The sequence below is a fragment of the Sphingomonas sp. VDB2 genome (genome assembly GCF_047946695.1).
Lineage (GTDB): Bacteria > Pseudomonadota > Alphaproteobacteria > Sphingomonadales > Sphingomonadaceae > Sphingobium > Sphingobium bisphenolicum.
In genome coordinates, this window is sequence record NZ_CP159615.1 from 2,959,471 (window position 1) to 2,974,486 (window position 15,016).

Sequence of the window (15,016 nt, forward strand, 5' to 3'; positions counted from 1 at the left end):
GAACGCGATAGACGCAATGTCTGCTTGTGATGATGACACCGCCGCGATCAAATGGCTGGCTTTGGTCGTAGGTTGCTACTCGATCTTGCCGCCATCCAACAGAATGCGTCGGCCCTCAGGGCATTTAACGTAGGAAAATTTTCGGTTTCGATCCTGAATGACAAATTCACTTCCGGTTAAGCGAAGAATCGGGAACCTATCAATCTGATGCAACGGCTGCGCCTTGGGCGCATTGCCATCATCGTCGGTTTCATAACGCAGCACTATCTCTCGCATGAGCGTCCGACCTGCAATTCTCCAACGCCCTTCGACGCCGCTAAACTCATCCCCTTCCGAGAATTTGCCGTCATCGCTGTAGCCTGCGCCATAGCCGGTCGCGCAACCGTCATCTGCGAGCGCCCAAACGCCGATGATTTGTGCCGCGTCATCATGTGTCGTTGGCTTGCTCGGTTCCGCTTTAATGGGTCTGGCATCAATAGGTGATGCTATTGGAATAGCTGCTGCGTCCTGCCCGACATAATATCCGGCTCCGGCCAGTGAGGCGGCGAAGCCAAATCCAAAAGCGCCATAAAGCATTGGCTTAATCATGTTTTGTCCTCTCCAAGCGCAATCAGAATTTCACGCGATTTTCTGCTGCTGCCCGCCCCGGCTGATTGGCTTGGGCCTGATCCGCCCACAAAATGCGAAAATCTATCATCTTCATTTCCAGCGACTTTTCGCCGTCATCGTCAGAGATAGAGGCGGTCATCCACATCGTCGTGAAGGGATTGGGAACAGGGTCAATGCTGCGAACTCGTTCAACTAATTCCCAATGATACATGCTGCCTGTTATGCTAGCCGGAACACCATATTTTGCGGTCAATTTGGATAACAGCGTTGAGCGAAATGCCTCGTCTTCCGCGAAACGGCCAAGCCGCTGGCTCGATTGAATGCGATAAATGCGGCCCAGCGGGGTCACTTCAAAATTGAATTGCAGCCCATCACGCTCCGCATCGAATTGGTATCCGCCTATCGGCTCGATCCGCGCCAGCTTTGCTGCCTCCCGCAAAGGCATCCCCAATGCAAAGCCGCCAATCTCTCGCGATTTTGTTGCAGACGCGATGGGCTTGGCCGCAGAATCTGCTTCGACTGTTGGCGACCATGCAAAAACGCAGATGGCTAACGCGGCCATAGCCAGATGCTTATTCATTGGGTCAATTCTCCGCCAATCACCATCATTCGATTTAATATGATGGATATAGCCAGTGGTTTAATGACCACTTAATTGGCGCTTTGCGTTCATGCGTGGGCGCGATCTTGTTGGCAAAAATGTGAGGCGCATTCGCGTCGCTCAAAACGTGTCGCAGGAACGCCTCGCTTTCGATGCGGGCGTGGATCGGTCCTATCTCGGCGGGCTGGAACGGGGTGAGGAAAATCCAACCATTGACCTACTGGACAGGCTGGCCTTCACGCTGACCGTCCCGATCCAAGAATTTTTTACGGCCATAGCGGATGATGATGGCGCTTTGGGCCTACCGCGTGGGCGCAAAAAAGGTGGGCGTGTAGCCTAAACGTCAGGCTGATATAACCGTCGCTACCATCCGAGCCAGTTGCGGGGACAGACGGCAAACGCCATCCTTCCGCAACATAAAGTCCGCCCCGGAAAATTTGCGGCTTCTGGCAAAGGACAAAATGGCGGCATCCACCTTGGGCCGCTCTGGCTCGATCAGGTCATAAACATAGGCGGGGAAATCGGGACGCGAATGGTGCATAATCCCGGCATAGGGATCGAAGCCATCCGCAACCGCCTGAATTTGTAGCTGCGCAGCCTTTACGGCATAAGCGTAGTTCAGCATGGCGTTGATCGGATGCGATGCTTTCCAGTTTCTTGGCTTGCGCCCAGTCAGCACGGAACTTCGTGATCTATATGTGCGCCATTGATCCGGGACGGGATAGCGGGCAGCCGCAGTCCATTGCATTTCGATGTCTGTCCATACCGCGAAATAGGCGGCGGCACTTTCCCCCTCGATAGCCCTAATGTCATTCATATCGTTGATGGCGTCCGTCCGCAGCCGCTGCGCAGCGTCCTTTGCCTTCTCGATTGCAGTTGCCGCAAACCGTCCCTGCCCAAATTGTCCCTCGATAGTGGCGATGCTGCTATCCATCTTCCGGGCAATTAAATCGGCGGCGAAAGCCAAACGAGCCGTCTCATCCTTCTGAGTTGCATACTGCCATCGCAAATTATCTGGATTGGCGGTGAAGCCCGCGCCGGACGCCACAACCGCTACGTCGCCGTCAGCTTTGATCCGAGCCAATGCTACGCCTTGTTCTCCAAGCCAGTTCAACACATCGAAGGAAAGCGAGCCGCTACCGTCCAGCAATATGATGATGCGCGGCAAGGCCAAGTCGCCTTTGAAATAGCGATGGTTTTCCGGCTGCTGCGGATAATGGGAAAAGCCCTGCCTGATAACCAGCGCCCCGCCTTGGATGCGTAGCCAAGTGCCTTGGCCGGTCAGAATGAGGGCGTTGGGATTGCGTTCGCGGACCAACCGTTTCCGCTGCGATTTTTCGCTTTCGAACAGCCAATAGTCTGACCGGACAGCCCATTCGTCAGATTCATGGGCGGGCGAAAAACTGGTGGCTTCAAACATGCGAAATCATAGCCGAATCGGCATAAAACCGCCAAGAAAATGAGGGTTAATGCCGCTGGTTTCGTACCATACTGAGCGCCATCACATAGGTCGAAACAGCCCAGTAGCCGCACGAAATCTGCGGATACAATTCTGCCAGTTGAGGCTGTATCAAATCAAGCATGGTAGCGGCTTCGGCAAATCCCGGTGGCATCTGTGGCAAGTCTCGAAGCTCGAAATCTAGCATCATGGGCATGGCGAAAAACAGCCATGCACGGGCGCTGTCCCGCGCATCCAGCAATTCCGTGTCCGTTGCATTAAGCAGATGAAGTTCTCCACCAACATCATGCTCGTCGGGTTCGGCAAATAGTCTTTGGATTGAAGCGACGGCGGCGGGTGTCATCATATCGGATGCCAATGGACGTATCAGCTCTGGAAATATGCCGGAACCCAAAAGCATCTCTGGTAATGCGCCACTGTCTCCACTGCCCGAACGCATCACTCCCAAGGCGCTGACGAGCAAGTCCGACCAATTGGTTGCACGGTCTCTGATGAACATCACATCCAACGGACCGCTTTGATGAATGAGCGCTTTTTTCTTCGCCGCTGACAGGCTTCCTACTGCGGCGAAATCCGTTGAGGATGTAACCGACTTAAACAGCAAGCGACGACATCGCTCAAATTCCGCGATCAGGGAGCGTCTGACTTTCGATGTGTCGTCATGCCCCCATTCGATGAAAGCCTGAGCAATCACCGCGCTTTCGCGAACGACATTCCATTTACGGATCGACGCGATGTGAACCGTACCGGGTTTGCCGGAGGCTATTTGGTTTAAGTTACGCAGCCATGGAGACGTCGTCCAGCATGGCATAATATTGTGCTTCGGCCTCAGCCGGTGGGATATTGCCGATGGGCTCCAGCAGGCGTCTGTTGTTAAACCAGTCCACCCATTTGAGCGTGGCATATTCGACGGCTTCAAAGGACCGCCATGGTCCTCGCCGATGTATCACCTCGGCCTTATAAAGGCCGTTGATCGTCTCAGCCAAAGCATTGTCATAGCTGTCGCCGACGCTGCCAACCGATGGCTCGATCCCGGCTTCGGCAAGCCGCTCCGAGTATCGGATCGACACGTATTGCGATCCGCGGTCGCTGTGATGGATGAGACCACCCCGATGGACAGGACGTCGTTCGTGGATAGCCTGTTCCAGTGCGTCCAGCACGAAGCCGGCATGCGCAGTCCTGCTGACCCGCCAGCCCACAATGTAGCGAGCATAGACATCGATCACGAAGGCGACATAAACGAAGCCCGCCCACGTCGCGACGTAGGTGAAGTCCGACACCCAGAGCATGTTCGGCGCCGGTGCATGGAACTGCCGGTTCACATGATCGAGCGGGCACGGCGCAGCCTTGTCGCTGATCGTGGTGCGCACGGGCTTGCCCCGGATCACCCCCTGTAAACCCAGATCGCGCATCAGACGCGCGATAGTGCAACGGGCAACAGCAAAGCCCTCGCGGTTCATCTGCCGCCAGACCTTGCGCACGCCGTACACCCCGAAATTCTCGGCAAAGACCCGGACCACCTCTGGCTTCAGATCCTGATCGCGCCGGACACGATCTGACAGTCGCTCCGGATCACGTCGCTGTGCGACGCGCTCATGATAGGTGGATGGGGCAATTGGCAGAACCCTGCAAATCGGCTCGACCCCATATTCCGCGCGATGCTCGTCTATGAAGGCCGTCATCGTTTGAACGGGCGGTCGAGCTCCGCCTGGGCAAAATATGCGCTCGCCTTGCGCAATATCTCATTGGCCTGACGCAACTCCCGGTTCTCACGCTCCAGCGCCTTCAGGCGATCAGCCATCTCGGTAGGCACGCCAGCGCGCTTGCCGCTGTCCACCTCCGCCTTCTTTACCCACTCGTTCAGCGTGTGCGCCGAGCACCCGATCTTCTCGGCGATAGAAATCATCGCTGCCCAGCGAGAGGGATGATCTGCTTCGTGATCCAGCACCATGCGCACCGCCCGTGCGCGAACCTCAGGTGCAAACTTGTTCGTCGTTTTGCTCATATCGGCTCCACTTACTCAGAAGTTGGAGCCTCCGGCAAACCCGGTACGGTTCAGGGGGCAGCTCGCCAGCTTGGCGTCGACCCATCAAACTTGCGGAGAAGGTTGGCCAATCGACACCAGAGCGAGCCTCTCTGAACTCTGCCGTGTCGAAATTTTCTGCCTGACCTCGGATGATTCCAGCTGATCCGCCAATTCTTAGACGCCGATTGAAAATAGCAGGATACAGGATTAGGCCGTAAAACGAGCTGGATACGTTGGTGAGGCAAAGCGAAGCTGATACGATGAGAGTTTATCGCGAAAGCCCGCTCCACCACCTGATTCATTCGAGCGCCGCCACAAACGCCCACCATATGACATTCTTATGATCGATCTTACCCATTATGAGCACCACCGAAATTGAATGGACTGATTCGACGTGGAACCCCGTTGCGGGTTGCAACATCGTGTCGGCTGGCTGCACAAATTGCTATGCCATGAATATGGCTAGGCGCTTAGCGTCGATGGAAATGTCCAAATATAAAGGACTAACACGAATATCCGGCGGCAAAGCGATTTGGACAGGCAAGGTACGGCTAGATGAAGGTTCGCTCGGCATCCCATACAAGTGGAAAAAACCGCGGAAAATATTCGTAAACTCCATGAGCGATCTTTTCCACGAGGCAGTAAGCTTGGACTTCATAAGAGCTGTATGGAAGGTAATGAAGGAAACGCCACAGCACCATTATCAGATATTGACGAAGCGTCCCGAGCGAATGGCTGTCATAGTTTCGTCAGAGATCGGCGAAGTTTTGTCTAATGTATGGCTTGGAACGAGCGTAGAAGCCGCTGACGTTGCGGATCGGATCGAGCATCTTCGCCGTACGCCTGCGGCTATCAGGTTTGTATCCTTCGAACCATTGATAGCTTCGGTCGGAAGCGTGGACCTTTCTGGCATAGACTGGGCAATCGTCGGCGGTGAAAGCGGTCCTCGTTCCAGACCGGCAAAAGAAGAATGGATCGACGAAATATTTGATCAATGCTCTATTGCTGATACGGCGTTTTTCTTCAAACAATGGGGTTCTTGGGGTAGCGATAACAAGCGTCGATCAAAGAAGGCTAATGGACGAACCTACAAAGGTCAGCATTGGGACGATATGCCAATTTTCAATGCAGACCTTAAAAAGAGAAATTCCGATGTCCAAGAAGGAATATGATTGGGCGAACGGCGCTACTCTTAGTAGCCATTCTAAGATAAAACTTAAGATATTGGACGAGTATTTTCGCGAATATCTCAGAATTCGATGCGTTCTTCCTCAGCAGGGAAAATTTCGCCTCGCTATCGTTGATGGATTCTGCGGAGCCGGATTGTATGACGACGGCCCGATAGGTTCTCCGATAATCTTTTTGCGAGTGCTTAAGGAAATTTCCGAGGAGTTAAATATCATCCGAGCCATTGAAGGGTTCAAGCCGCTCGATATGGAATGCTCATTGTATTTTAACGATTTGAGCCAAGAAGCGATATACTTACTCCAAAGTAACATTGACCCCGTGATGAAAGAGATAGCTGCAACCTGTCCGAGGTTGTCACTTGATATAAACTTCTCAATAGGGGCATTTGAAGAAAATAAAACATCTATATGCGATAATATTAAATCTAAAAACTTCAAGAATGTCCTATTTAACCTAGACCAGTATGGCTACACACAGGTCTCGGAAAAGTCTCTTGGATACTTAATGGGGGTAGCTAGGTCGACTGAGATATTTCTCACCTTTGCTATAGAGTCATTTCTGACTTATCTCACCCCAAGCCGAGTCATCGAAATTTCTACAAATAGTTCCGTTCCATTTGCAGGAAATATTGTGGATATTGACAAAAATCAAAATAAAAACCAATGGCTTGGTTCGGTAGAAAAAGTGATTTTCGAAGCTTTAAGGTATATATCCAGCTATGTAAGTCCTTTCTCTATACATAATCCAGATGGATGGAGATATTGGCTAATACATTTTGCAAACTCTTATAAAGCTCGACAAGTTTATAATGATGTCCTCCATAAGAATAAGAGCTCTCAAGCCCATTTTGGGAGATCAGGATTAAATATGCTTTATTACGATCCGAATGAGGAATTGAACCTATACCTCTTCGATCGTGCAAGTAGGTCACATGCCAGAAACCAGCTTGATCGGGATATTCCCAATCTTTTGGAAACAAATGGTGGCCATATGAGAATTGATGAATTTTATTCTAACTCTTATAACCAAACGCCCGCTCACAGCGATGACATCAATTTTTCATTGGTCAACAATCCGGATTTGCATGTTATCACGTCATCCGGTGGGACAAGGCGTAGCACTAATACCATAAAGAGCGGTGACTTCGTAATGCTACGAAATCAAAGAAGCTTTTTCTCAGCACTCACGGGATAGAAAAATGGGAGATCCGTCGATCATGTTGGAATGGGGAAAACTGCTCAGTTCGGCTAGGCGAAAAGACCTCTCCGACAGGGCTGATCCGGTGCCGTTGAATGCAGCGGGAACGCGAACCGAGATCGAGAGGGACTACGACCGGATATTGTTCAGCACTCCAGTGCGCAGGTTGGCGGATAAAACCCAAGTTTTCCCTCTGGATAAGAACGATAGTGTTAGGAATCGCCTCACCCATTCGCATGAAGTATCCAATCTAGCGAGAAGCATTGGTGTTGCGCTAGTTTACGATGATAAGAGCAAATTTCCCAAAGATGATCAGGCGAAGCGAGACTTACCGTCGATGCTCGCTGCCATTGGTCTCGCGCATGATTTGGGGAATCCCCCCTTCGGCCATCAGGGTGAGAAGGCAATTAGCTCATGGTTCAAAGATAATGCAGCGACGGCTCTTGATTTGGAGGGGACCGAGGGCGTTAGCGCGCTCGAAATACAGCGCATGAAGTTGGATTACCTAAACTTCGAAGGAAACGCCCAAACGTTTAGAATTCTGACTAAATTACAGATTCTCAATGACGAATTCGGTCTTAATGTGTGTTGCGGAACACTCGCGGCGCTGATGAAATACCCTGTTACCTCAGAGCTTATCTCTGACGATAACAAGGCTACCAAAAAATTTGGATGCTTTCACTCGGAACTAGTTTGTTTGGACGAGGTTTTCAGAGAAACTGGTTTGATAAAGGGAGTCAGACACCCACTTGCTTACATTATGGAGGCCTGTGACGATATCGCTTATTCCGTTCTTGATGCAGAGGATGCTGTAAAGAAGGGCCTTGTTTCTTTCTCCGATATAATTTCTTACCTTATTGCGACGTATCCAGAAGATAGAATGATCAGAGAAATTGTAGAAAAGGCCGAGAAAAGGCACATTGTTCATAGAGGTCACAATTTATCACCCGCTGAGTTGAACGATATATCGACGCAAATGTTTAGGGTTTTCGCGATAGGCGCGATGATAAGTGCTGTCATTGTAGCACTCGAAGAAAACTATGATTCGATTATGAACGGCAAGTTCAATGGGGATTTGATCGGATCGTCAGCGGCTAAGCTCGCTTGTAAGGGGCTGAAGGATTTTTCGTTCAAGCACGCCTTCATTCACCGTAGCGTCTTGGCAATCGAGTTGCAGGGATACAATGTCATCCATTCACTCATGGACATGATGTGGGGAGCAATTGCAGCGCGTGGTGATCCGTTGGTTGTTGATGCCCGAGATTCAGAGGCGAACGTTTTCCAGCGCTACGTTTACAACCGAATTTCTGAAAATTATCGCCGGATTTTTGAGAGCAAGAATAACCATTTGCCTCTGAATTATAAGCGCAGTCAGCTGCTGGCGGACATGATTTCTGGCATGACCGATAGCTATGCGGTAAGCTTGGAACAGGAGCTAAAAGGGCTTTGCTCAACCAACGGATGAGAGTTTTTTCGCGGTGGCGGTAGCGACGAATAACGATGTTTTGAAAAAGAGGGTGAGGCGCTTTTTTGAGAATCCGCCGCCAGAGCGGCGTGCTGTTGTGAAGGTTGTCTCAGCACTAAACGAATTAGCAGATGTCTATATTTTTGGAGGCTTACTGAGGGATTTGGCCTTGGCGGGAGTGGCCGACTTCGAAAGCGATGTTGATATCGTTATCCGGCCTTTTGATGTTCAGGTTTTTCAAAAATGGGCGAAAGAAAATGACTTCAGGCCGAACAAGTTTGGTGGCTTTAGATTAATCAAGGATCGCTGGCTATTCGACGTCTGGGAACTCGACCGAACCTGGGCCTTTCTCCAAGATGCTTCCATTCCTCGTACGAAGCACACCCTGATTGACACTACGTTTTTCAACTGGGACGCAATTGTTTACGACATAAAGGCTAACCAGATAATTTGCAGTCAGTCATATTTTGAGAATATTTCCCAGCGTCGCCTCGATATAAATTTTGAGCCAAACCCAAATCCATTGGGAACACTGGTAAGATGTTTAAAAATTCTCAAAAACTATAGAGCGAGGACTGGCCCAAAACTTACAAAATTTGTTAGAGAAAAAATGAATATATTCTCGGACATCGAGATTTTTGAGTATGATAAGAATAAATCTCGTGTGCCATCACTTGAACATGATTTCATATCAGTGATTCGGCGTCGAGCTGGATTGGCTCGACCTTTCGGTGATTTTGAATGGATATTTGCGGAGCAAATGGCACTACTCTGACCATATGTGGTCAGTGACAGGCATTTCGGCACTCATCACTATACCCCCCCCCCTTCAGGGGAGGGGCCGGGGGTGGGGGATGTCGATCAGGCGCAGCCACAGGGGCAAGCCCCCACCCCAACCTCTCCCCTGAAGGGAAGGGGCTTAGGAAAGACAAACAATCCTCATGAAAAAGACCGCGCTCTTCACCACCGCTCTCGCCATCCTCCTCCCCTCAACGGCGCTGGCGGAACCGCTGCTCCTGATCTCGATCGACGGGTTGCGCCCCGGCGACGTGCTGGAGGCGCAAAAGCGCGGCCTTTCCCTACCCAATCTGCGCCGCTTCCTGACCGAGGGCGCCCATGCGTCGGGCGTCACCGGGGTTGCGCCGACATTGACCTATCCCAGCCACACGACGCTGATGACCGGCGTGTCGCCGGCCAAACATGGCGTCGTCGCCAATAACAGTTTCGATCCGACCGGAATCAACCAGGGCGGCTGGTACTGGTATGCACAGGATATCAAGGTGCCGACCCTGTGGGAGGCGGCCACGAAAGCGGGCCTGTCCACCGGCAATATCCATTGGCCCGTCAGCGTCGCTGCCAAGGGCGTGACCTGGAACCTGCCGCAAATCTGGCGCACTGGCCATGCCGATGACGCCAAGCTTCTGGATGCGCTGGCGACGCCGGGGCTGAAGGCCGATCTGGAGGCGAAGGTCGGCCATCCCTACGCTATGGGCATCGATGAAAGCCTGTCCGGCGACCAGAATAGGGGGCGTTTCGCCACCGCGCTGATGGCCGCGCACAAGCCGGATTTCCTGACCGTCTATCTTACTGCGCTCGACCATGAGCAGCATGAAAAGGGGCCGGACACGCCTGCCGCCAAGGCAGTGCTGGAAAAGATCGACGCGATCGTCGGCGACCTCATCGCCGCCGAGCGCAGGGCGCATCCCGATGCGGCGATCGCACTGGTCAGCGACCATGGGTTCGAAGCGACGCAGACCGGCCTCAATCTCTTCCGCGCCTTCATCGACGAAGGCCTCATCACGCTGGATAAGGACGGCAAGGTCGCGTCCTGGCAGGCGATGCCCTGGATAGCGGGCGGGTCGGCCGCGATCATGCTCGCGCGGCCGGAGGACGCCGCCATCGCCGACCGCACGAAACAACTGCTCGACCGGCTCGCCGCCAACCCGGCGAACGGCATTGCGGCGGTGCTGGACAAGGCGGCGATCGCCAGGGTCGGCGGCAATCCGCAAGCGGCCTATTATGTCAATCTGAAGCCCGGTTTCGTCACCGACATCTTCCGCGGCGCGGGTGCGCCGCTGGTGGCGCGCACGCCGGTCAAGGGGATGCACGGCTATCTGCCCGGCCCCGCCCATCTGGAGGCGACCTTCATGGCTATGGGCAAAGGCATCGCCGCGGGCAAGGATCTGGGCCGGATCGACATGCGTGCGATCGCGCCGACGCTAGCCACGATCATGGGCGGCACGCTGCCCGATGCGGAAACGCCGCCGATCGACCTGCGGTAACAAAACTGCGCACAAAGCGTCATCGGATTGACCGGTGGCCTTCATGTCGCTGCAACCGCGCCGTAAGCGGCGCGTCATTTGCCGGCTGTAATCTGGCGCAATGACAGCGATACATCCCCGCCAGATCCGCATCCCGGCTGCCGACAAGGCGCGGTTGCATATCCTCTTCCTCGCCAAGCATGCCCGCGCCGGCGGCCGGCCCGATGCGCAGGATGGCAATCATGCCGTCTATCATCATGAGATGCGCACGACGCTGGAGGCGATCGGCCTGCATGTCGATGTCGCCGACAGTTACGACGCGCTGTTCGATCGGCCCGACGCCGACTTCGTCGTCACCCTGCTGAACCGCGGCGGCTTCCAGAATAGCGAGATGCTGGCGCCACTGCTGCTGAGCCGGCACGCCATGCCTCATCTGGGCGCCAGTCCGATCGTGCGCGGCCTGTCCGACGACAAATATCTCAGCAAGCTGATCGCGCGCGCGCGTGGCGTGCCGACGATGAACGCGCAATTGTTCCGCCGCGGCGGCCTGTTCGACGCTCCCGCCTTCCAGGCCGACAGGCTGGTGGTGAAGCCCAACGCCTCCTCCGCCTCCTGGGGCGTGAAGATGGTGGATGACTGGACGGCGGCGCAGGATCATGCCGACAGCCTGTTCGCGCTGGGCCATGATGTCCTGGTGGAACAATGGGCGCCGCTGCTGGACGTCGCGGTGCCGGTGATCGGCGGCAGCGGCGGCCAGCCCTGGATCTTGCCGCCGATGCTATATGTGCCGGCCGATCCCCATCGCGAACGCAGCTATGAGGAAAAACGTGGCCTGGTCGATGCGGGGGACGATCCGCTCGTGCTGGTCGAGGACATGGACCTGCGCGCCCGGCTGGAGGCGATGACGGCCGCGCTGCTGCCCGAACTCTGGCCGTTCGATTATGGCCGGTTCGAATTTCGCTACGATCCGGCGAGCGGGCAAGTGCTGTTCATGGAAGTGAACCTGTCTTGCAACCTGTGGTCGAAGAAGACGATCTCCCGCTCGGCCGCCTCGATCGGCCTCGATCATGCGGCGCTGGTCGAAACGATCGTCGGCCATAGCCTGGCGCGGCAGGGCTTGCTGAGCGACGCCATCGTGCGGGTCGCGGCATGAAGAGCGGCGGCACGACGGCGATCCTGCTCGCAGGGCGGCGTGACGGCGCGACCGATCCGCTGGCGCTGGCGGCGGGGGTGACCCATAAATGCCTGGTCCCGGTCGCGGGCCAGCCCATGCTGCTCCATGTAATCGAGGCGCTGGTCGCCAATCGCCGGATCGGGCAGGTGCGCGTGGTGATCGAAGACCCGGCGTTGCTGGCCGGTCTCCCGCCGCTGCGCGGGCTGCTCCATAGCGGCCGGGTGGTCGGCGTGGCGGCGTGGCCCAATCTGGTCGATAGCGTGCTGGCCGGTGCGGCCGGCGCCGCCTTCCCGTTGTTCGTCACCACGGCCGACAATGTGATGCTGACGCCGGAGGCGGTGGACGAGATGCTGGACGGATGCACGGCGCAGGGGGCGGATGCCGCCGTCGCCTTCACCCGCCGGGCGTCGGTGCTGGCCGCCCATCCGCACGGACAGCGTAAATTCTACAATTTCGCCGACGACAGCTATTCCAACTGCAACAGCTATTGGCTGCGCGATCGGGCTGCGCTGAAAGCCGCGGAGACGTTCCGGTCGGGTGGCCAGTTCGTCAAGCATCCGGCGCGCATCGTCGGCGCTTTCGGCCTGCTCAACCTCCTCCGCTTCCGTTTCGGCATCGGTACGCTGGAGCAGGCCTTCGCCCGCTTTTCGCGCCGCTTCCGTCTGACCATCAGCCCTGTGATCCTGACCGATGGCGCTGTGGCGATCGACGTCGATCATGCGCGTTCGCACGCCGTGGCGGAGCAGATGCTGGCCGGGCGCAGCACGCTGGCCGTGGCGGCGGAGTAAGGCTTGCTCACGCTGCGCGCGCTGCCGGTCCGGCGGGACGGCGGCAATAGCCTGATCGCCGCCTATCATGACGGACTGGCGCGCCACTGGCCGCCTGCGCGGCGGCTGGCGGCGTATGGTCTGTCTGCGATCGGCTGTGGCGGATGGTCCCCCGCCGAACGGCTCTATCTGGGCGAAGACGTGCGGACGCAGGGCCTCAGCATGAAGGATCGCAAGGGCCTGCATCGGCTGCTCAACCCGGGCGCCTTTCCACTTTCTTGTAATATATTGAAAAATAAGCAATTATTTGCGATAATGGCCGCCGGCCTGCCGCTGCCGGATGCCTGCGATCCCGATGCGACGGATCTCGAAGCCTGGCTGGCCGGGCAAGACGACGTCATCGCAAAGCCCAGCTATCGCTCCAAGGGGCAGGGGGTGGCGCGTTTCGTCCGCCACGGCGACGGTTGGCGCAACGGCGATTCGGCCCTCACAACTGTCCAACTCGCTGTTTTGCTGCGCACACTGTGGCGCAAGGGCGGCGTCATTCAGCAACGCCTGCCGACCCATTCGGCGCTGGCCGACCTCTCGCCGGGGGCGCTGCCGACGTTGCGCATCGTCACCTGCCTGAACGAGGCGGGCGTGCCGGAAATCTGCGACACGGCGCTGCGCCTGTCGGCGGGCGGCCCGCGGCCGGTCGATAATTTCAACGCGGGCAATCTGGTGCTGGCGGTCGATGCGGGGGGGCGTTGCGGCGCGGCCTGGCGCAGCGGCGGCAAGCGCGCGCCGTCCCGCCACAGCCGTCACCCCGTCACCGGCATGGCGATCGAAGGCATGGTGCTGCCCGATCATGATGCGGCGCTCGCGCTCGCCCTTCAGGCGCATGAGCGGTTTCGACAGGGCTTCACCCTGATCGGCTGGGACATCGGCCTGACGACGCGAGGACCGGTGCTGATCGAAGGCAACTGGAATCCCGGCACCGACATCCTGCAACTGGTGAACGGCCGGGGCGTGGCGGACAGTCGGCTGGGCGCACTGTATCGCCACGCGCTCAATCGATTGACGGACGCCGACTGGCGTGCAGCGCGGGCGGTGCAGCGGGACCGGCGGTGAAGATCGCGCTTTATGTCCATGCGCTCGCGGCGACCGGCGTCGTCCGCAACGTGCGCCTGCTGGCCAGTGACTTCCGCGCGCGGGGTCATGACGTGACGCTGGTGACGGCGCTGCCCGGCGGGGAAGGGGTGGCGGGCGTGCCGCATCATGCGCTGCTGGCGGGGGCGGGCGGATCGCGGATGCTGCAGAAATGGCGGGCAATGCCGCGGCTCCAGGCATATCTGCGCCGGACGCGACCCGATCTACTGCTGTCGGCCGGCAATCACGGCCATTTGACGGCGCTGCTGGGCAGCCGGTGGGTGCCGGGAATGCGACGGATTTATCGGGTCAGCAACGACCTGCGCCGTGCCGCGGCCGGCGCGCCTGGAGGCATGGCCGGGGCGGTGGGGCGATACCTGATGGTGCGCCTGCTGGCGGCGGATGCCGACCGGCTGGTGCTGGTATCGCCAACGCTGGCAGTCGGCGGCTTCGCCCGCACGCTTGCCGAAGGCCGGGCGCAGGTGATCGAAAATGCGATCGATCCCGCCATTGCTCGCGCCCGCGCAGCAGGGCCTTCGCCCCATGGCTGTTATGACGATGGGGTGCCGGTCATCGTCGCGATCGGCCGACTGGCGCCGCAGAAGAATTTCGGCACCCTGCTGGCGGCCTTTGCGGAATTGCGTCGGGCCGGCATAGCGGCCCGGCTCGTCATATTGGGCGAAAGCCGCGACCGTTCCCGGCAGGCATTGCGCGACCGTGCCGACGCGCTCGGCGTTGGCACGGACCTGTTGCTGCCCGGCGCGGTCGACAATGTCTTCCCCTGGCTCGCACGCGCCGGGGCCTTCGTGCTGCCGTCCTGGTGGGAGGGATCGGCCAATGTGCTGCTGGAGGCAATGGCGCTGGACGTGCCGGTCGTCGCATCGCGCAGCGCCGGCAATGCGGTGTCGCTCTTGGGGCAGGGAACCCATGGGCTGCTGGTCGATCCGTCGGACCCGGCAGCCATGGCGCAGGCGATGGCGCGCCAGATCGATCCGGGGCGCGCCGTGCGGCCGGGCGATCGGATCGAAGCCTATCGGCTGGACGCGATGCTGGAACGGTGGGCCGGGCTGCTTGCGTCCGTCGCGCCGTCCCGTAAGACAGGCTGACCGTTTTTCTTCGACGCAGCCCGATAACTGGATTC

General features: G+C 57.0%; 15 protein-coding genes and 1 other annotated feature. Of the genes, 10 read left to right on the plus strand and 5 right to left on the minus strand.

Going from position 1 to position 15,016, the window contains the following annotated elements; all coding sequences use genetic code 11:
* Positions 1-75 precede the first annotated feature (75 nt).
* Both ABT375_RS14765 and ABT375_RS14770 read right to left on the minus strand, forming a co-directional pair.
* A complete protein-coding gene (locus tag ABT375_RS14765; RefSeq protein WP_416463091.1) occupies positions 76-588 on the minus strand; it encodes a hypothetical protein in 513 nt (170 codons plus the stop codon).
* 22 nt (positions 589-610) lie between these two features.
* A complete protein-coding gene (locus ABT375_RS14770; RefSeq protein ID WP_416463092.1) occupies positions 611-1,189 on the minus strand; it encodes a hypothetical protein in 579 nt (192 codons plus the stop codon).
* A gap of 91 nt (positions 1,190-1,280) precedes the next feature.
* On the opposite strand from ABT375_RS14770, the gene ABT375_RS14775 reads away from it, so the two are divergent.
* On the plus strand, positions 1,281-1,550 hold the full coding sequence (locus tag ABT375_RS14775) for a helix-turn-helix domain-containing protein (RefSeq protein ID WP_416463093.1): 270 nt from the start codon (positions 1,281-1,283) through the stop codon (positions 1,548-1,550).
* Between the two features lie 3 nt (positions 1,551-1,553).
* Here the strand turns inward: ABT375_RS14775 and cas1 are convergent, their stop codons facing one another.
* From cas1 to ABT375_RS14790, 3 genes are all read right to left on the minus strand, one after another.
* On the minus strand, positions 1,554-2,630 hold the full coding sequence (gene cas1 / locus ABT375_RS14780; RefSeq protein ID WP_416463094.1) for a CRISPR-associated endonuclease Cas1: 1,077 nt from the start codon (positions 2,628-2,630) through the stop codon (positions 1,554-1,556).
* A gap of 46 nt (positions 2,631-2,676) precedes the next feature.
* Positions 2,677-3,480, minus strand: a complete 804-nt coding sequence (locus ABT375_RS14785) for a hypothetical protein (RefSeq protein WP_416463095.1) — start codon at positions 3,478-3,480, stop codon at positions 2,677-2,679.
* Positions 3,446-4,674, minus strand: a protein-coding gene (locus ABT375_RS14790; protein ID WP_416462458.1) for an IS3 family transposase whose coding sequence is annotated in 2 segments (ribosomal slippage) — positions 3,446-4,386 and positions 4,386-4,674 — 1,230 coding nt in all. Because the reading frame shifts where the segments join, the coding sequence is not laid out codon by codon here. Before ABT375_RS14790 ends, ABT375_RS14785 begins: the two co-directional genes overlap by 35 nt.
* Positions 4,277-4,393: a sequence feature (AL1L pseudoknot), on the minus strand. It overlaps the preceding gene by 117 nt.
* Positions 4,675-5,054: 380 nt before the next feature.
* Here ABT375_RS14790 and ABT375_RS14795 point away from each other — a divergent pair.
* From ABT375_RS14795 to ABT375_RS14835, 9 genes are all read left to right on the plus strand, one after another.
* Complete coding sequence (locus ABT375_RS14795) at positions 5,055-5,867, plus strand: phage Gp37/Gp68 family protein (RefSeq protein ID WP_416463096.1); 813 nt, start codon at positions 5,055-5,057, stop codon at positions 5,865-5,867.
* On the plus strand, positions 5,848-7,077 hold the full coding sequence (locus tag ABT375_RS14800; RefSeq protein ID WP_416463097.1) for a three-Cys-motif partner protein TcmP: 1,230 nt from the start codon (positions 5,848-5,850) through the stop codon (positions 7,075-7,077). The genes ABT375_RS14795 and ABT375_RS14800 overlap by 20 nt, the downstream gene beginning before the upstream one ends.
* Before the next feature lie 4 nt (positions 7,078-7,081).
* A complete protein-coding gene (gene dgt / locus ABT375_RS14805; RefSeq protein ID WP_416463098.1) occupies positions 7,082-8,545 on the plus strand; it encodes a dGTP triphosphohydrolase in 1,464 nt (487 codons plus the stop codon).
* 13 nt (positions 8,546-8,558) lie between these two features.
* Positions 8,559-9,320, plus strand: coding sequence for a hypothetical protein (locus ABT375_RS14810; protein ID WP_416463099.1), 762 nt, complete (start codon positions 8,559-8,561; stop codon positions 9,318-9,320).
* 166 nt (positions 9,321-9,486) lie between these two features.
* Positions 9,487-10,827 carry an alkaline phosphatase family protein gene (locus tag ABT375_RS14815; protein WP_416463100.1) on the plus strand — a complete coding sequence of 447 codons (1,341 nt, stop codon included), beginning with the start codon at positions 9,487-9,489 and terminating at the stop codon, positions 10,825-10,827.
* A gap of 100 nt (positions 10,828-10,927) precedes the next feature.
* Entirely contained in the window at positions 10,928-11,959 is a 1,032-nt protein-coding gene (locus ABT375_RS14820; protein WP_416463101.1) for a phosphoribosylglycinamide synthetase, read from the plus strand.
* Positions 11,956-12,768, plus strand: coding sequence for a nucleotidyltransferase family protein (locus ABT375_RS14825; RefSeq protein WP_416463102.1), 813 nt, complete (start codon positions 11,956-11,958; stop codon positions 12,766-12,768). The genes ABT375_RS14820 and ABT375_RS14825 overlap by 4 nt, the downstream gene beginning before the upstream one ends.
* A 3-nt stretch (positions 12,769-12,771) precedes the next feature.
* Positions 12,772-13,857, plus strand: a complete 1,086-nt coding sequence (locus ABT375_RS14830; RefSeq protein ID WP_416463103.1) for a sugar-transfer associated ATP-grasp domain-containing protein — start codon at positions 12,772-12,774, stop codon at positions 13,855-13,857.
* The gene (locus ABT375_RS14835; RefSeq protein WP_416463104.1) at positions 13,854-14,981 is read left to right on the plus strand and encodes a glycosyltransferase; all 1,128 of its coding nucleotides are present in this window, start codon (positions 13,854-13,856) and stop codon (positions 14,979-14,981) included. The genes ABT375_RS14830 and ABT375_RS14835 overlap by 4 nt, the downstream gene beginning before the upstream one ends.
* Positions 14,982-15,016: the final 35 nt, after the last annotated feature.

Coding starts and splice junctions, on each gene's coding strand:
- ABT375_RS14785 (WP_416463095.1), bottom strand. CDS start 3,480: ATGCCATGCTGGACGACGTCTCCATGGCTGCGTAACTTAAACCAAATA.
- ABT375_RS14815 (WP_416463100.1), top strand. CDS start 9,487: ATGAAAAAGACCGCGCTCTTCACCACCGCTCTCGCCATCCTCCTCCCC.
- ABT375_RS14770 (WP_416463092.1), bottom strand. CDS start 1,189: ATGAATAAGCATCTGGCTATGGCCGCGTTAGCCATCTGCGTTTTTGCA.
- cas1 (WP_416463094.1), bottom strand. CDS start 2,630: ATGTTTGAAGCCACCAGTTTTTCGCCCGCCCATGAATCTGACGAATGG.
- ABT375_RS14795 (WP_416463096.1), top strand. CDS start 5,055: ATGAGCACCACCGAAATTGAATGGACTGATTCGACGTGGAACCCCGTT.
- ABT375_RS14800 (WP_416463097.1), top strand. CDS start 5,848: ATGTCCAAGAAGGAATATGATTGGGCGAACGGCGCTACTCTTAGTAGC.
- ABT375_RS14825 (WP_416463102.1), top strand. CDS start 11,956: ATGAAGAGCGGCGGCACGACGGCGATCCTGCTCGCAGGGCGGCGTGAC.
- dgt (WP_416463098.1), top strand. CDS start 7,082: ATGGGAGATCCGTCGATCATGTTGGAATGGGGAAAACTGCTCAGTTCG.
- ABT375_RS14765 (WP_416463091.1), bottom strand. CDS start 588: ATGATTAAGCCAATGCTTTATGGCGCTTTTGGATTTGGCTTCGCCGCC.
- ABT375_RS14775 (WP_416463093.1), top strand. CDS start 1,281: ATGCGTGGGCGCGATCTTGTTGGCAAAAATGTGAGGCGCATTCGCGTC.
- ABT375_RS14820 (WP_416463101.1), top strand. CDS start 10,928: ATGACAGCGATACATCCCCGCCAGATCCGCATCCCGGCTGCCGACAAG.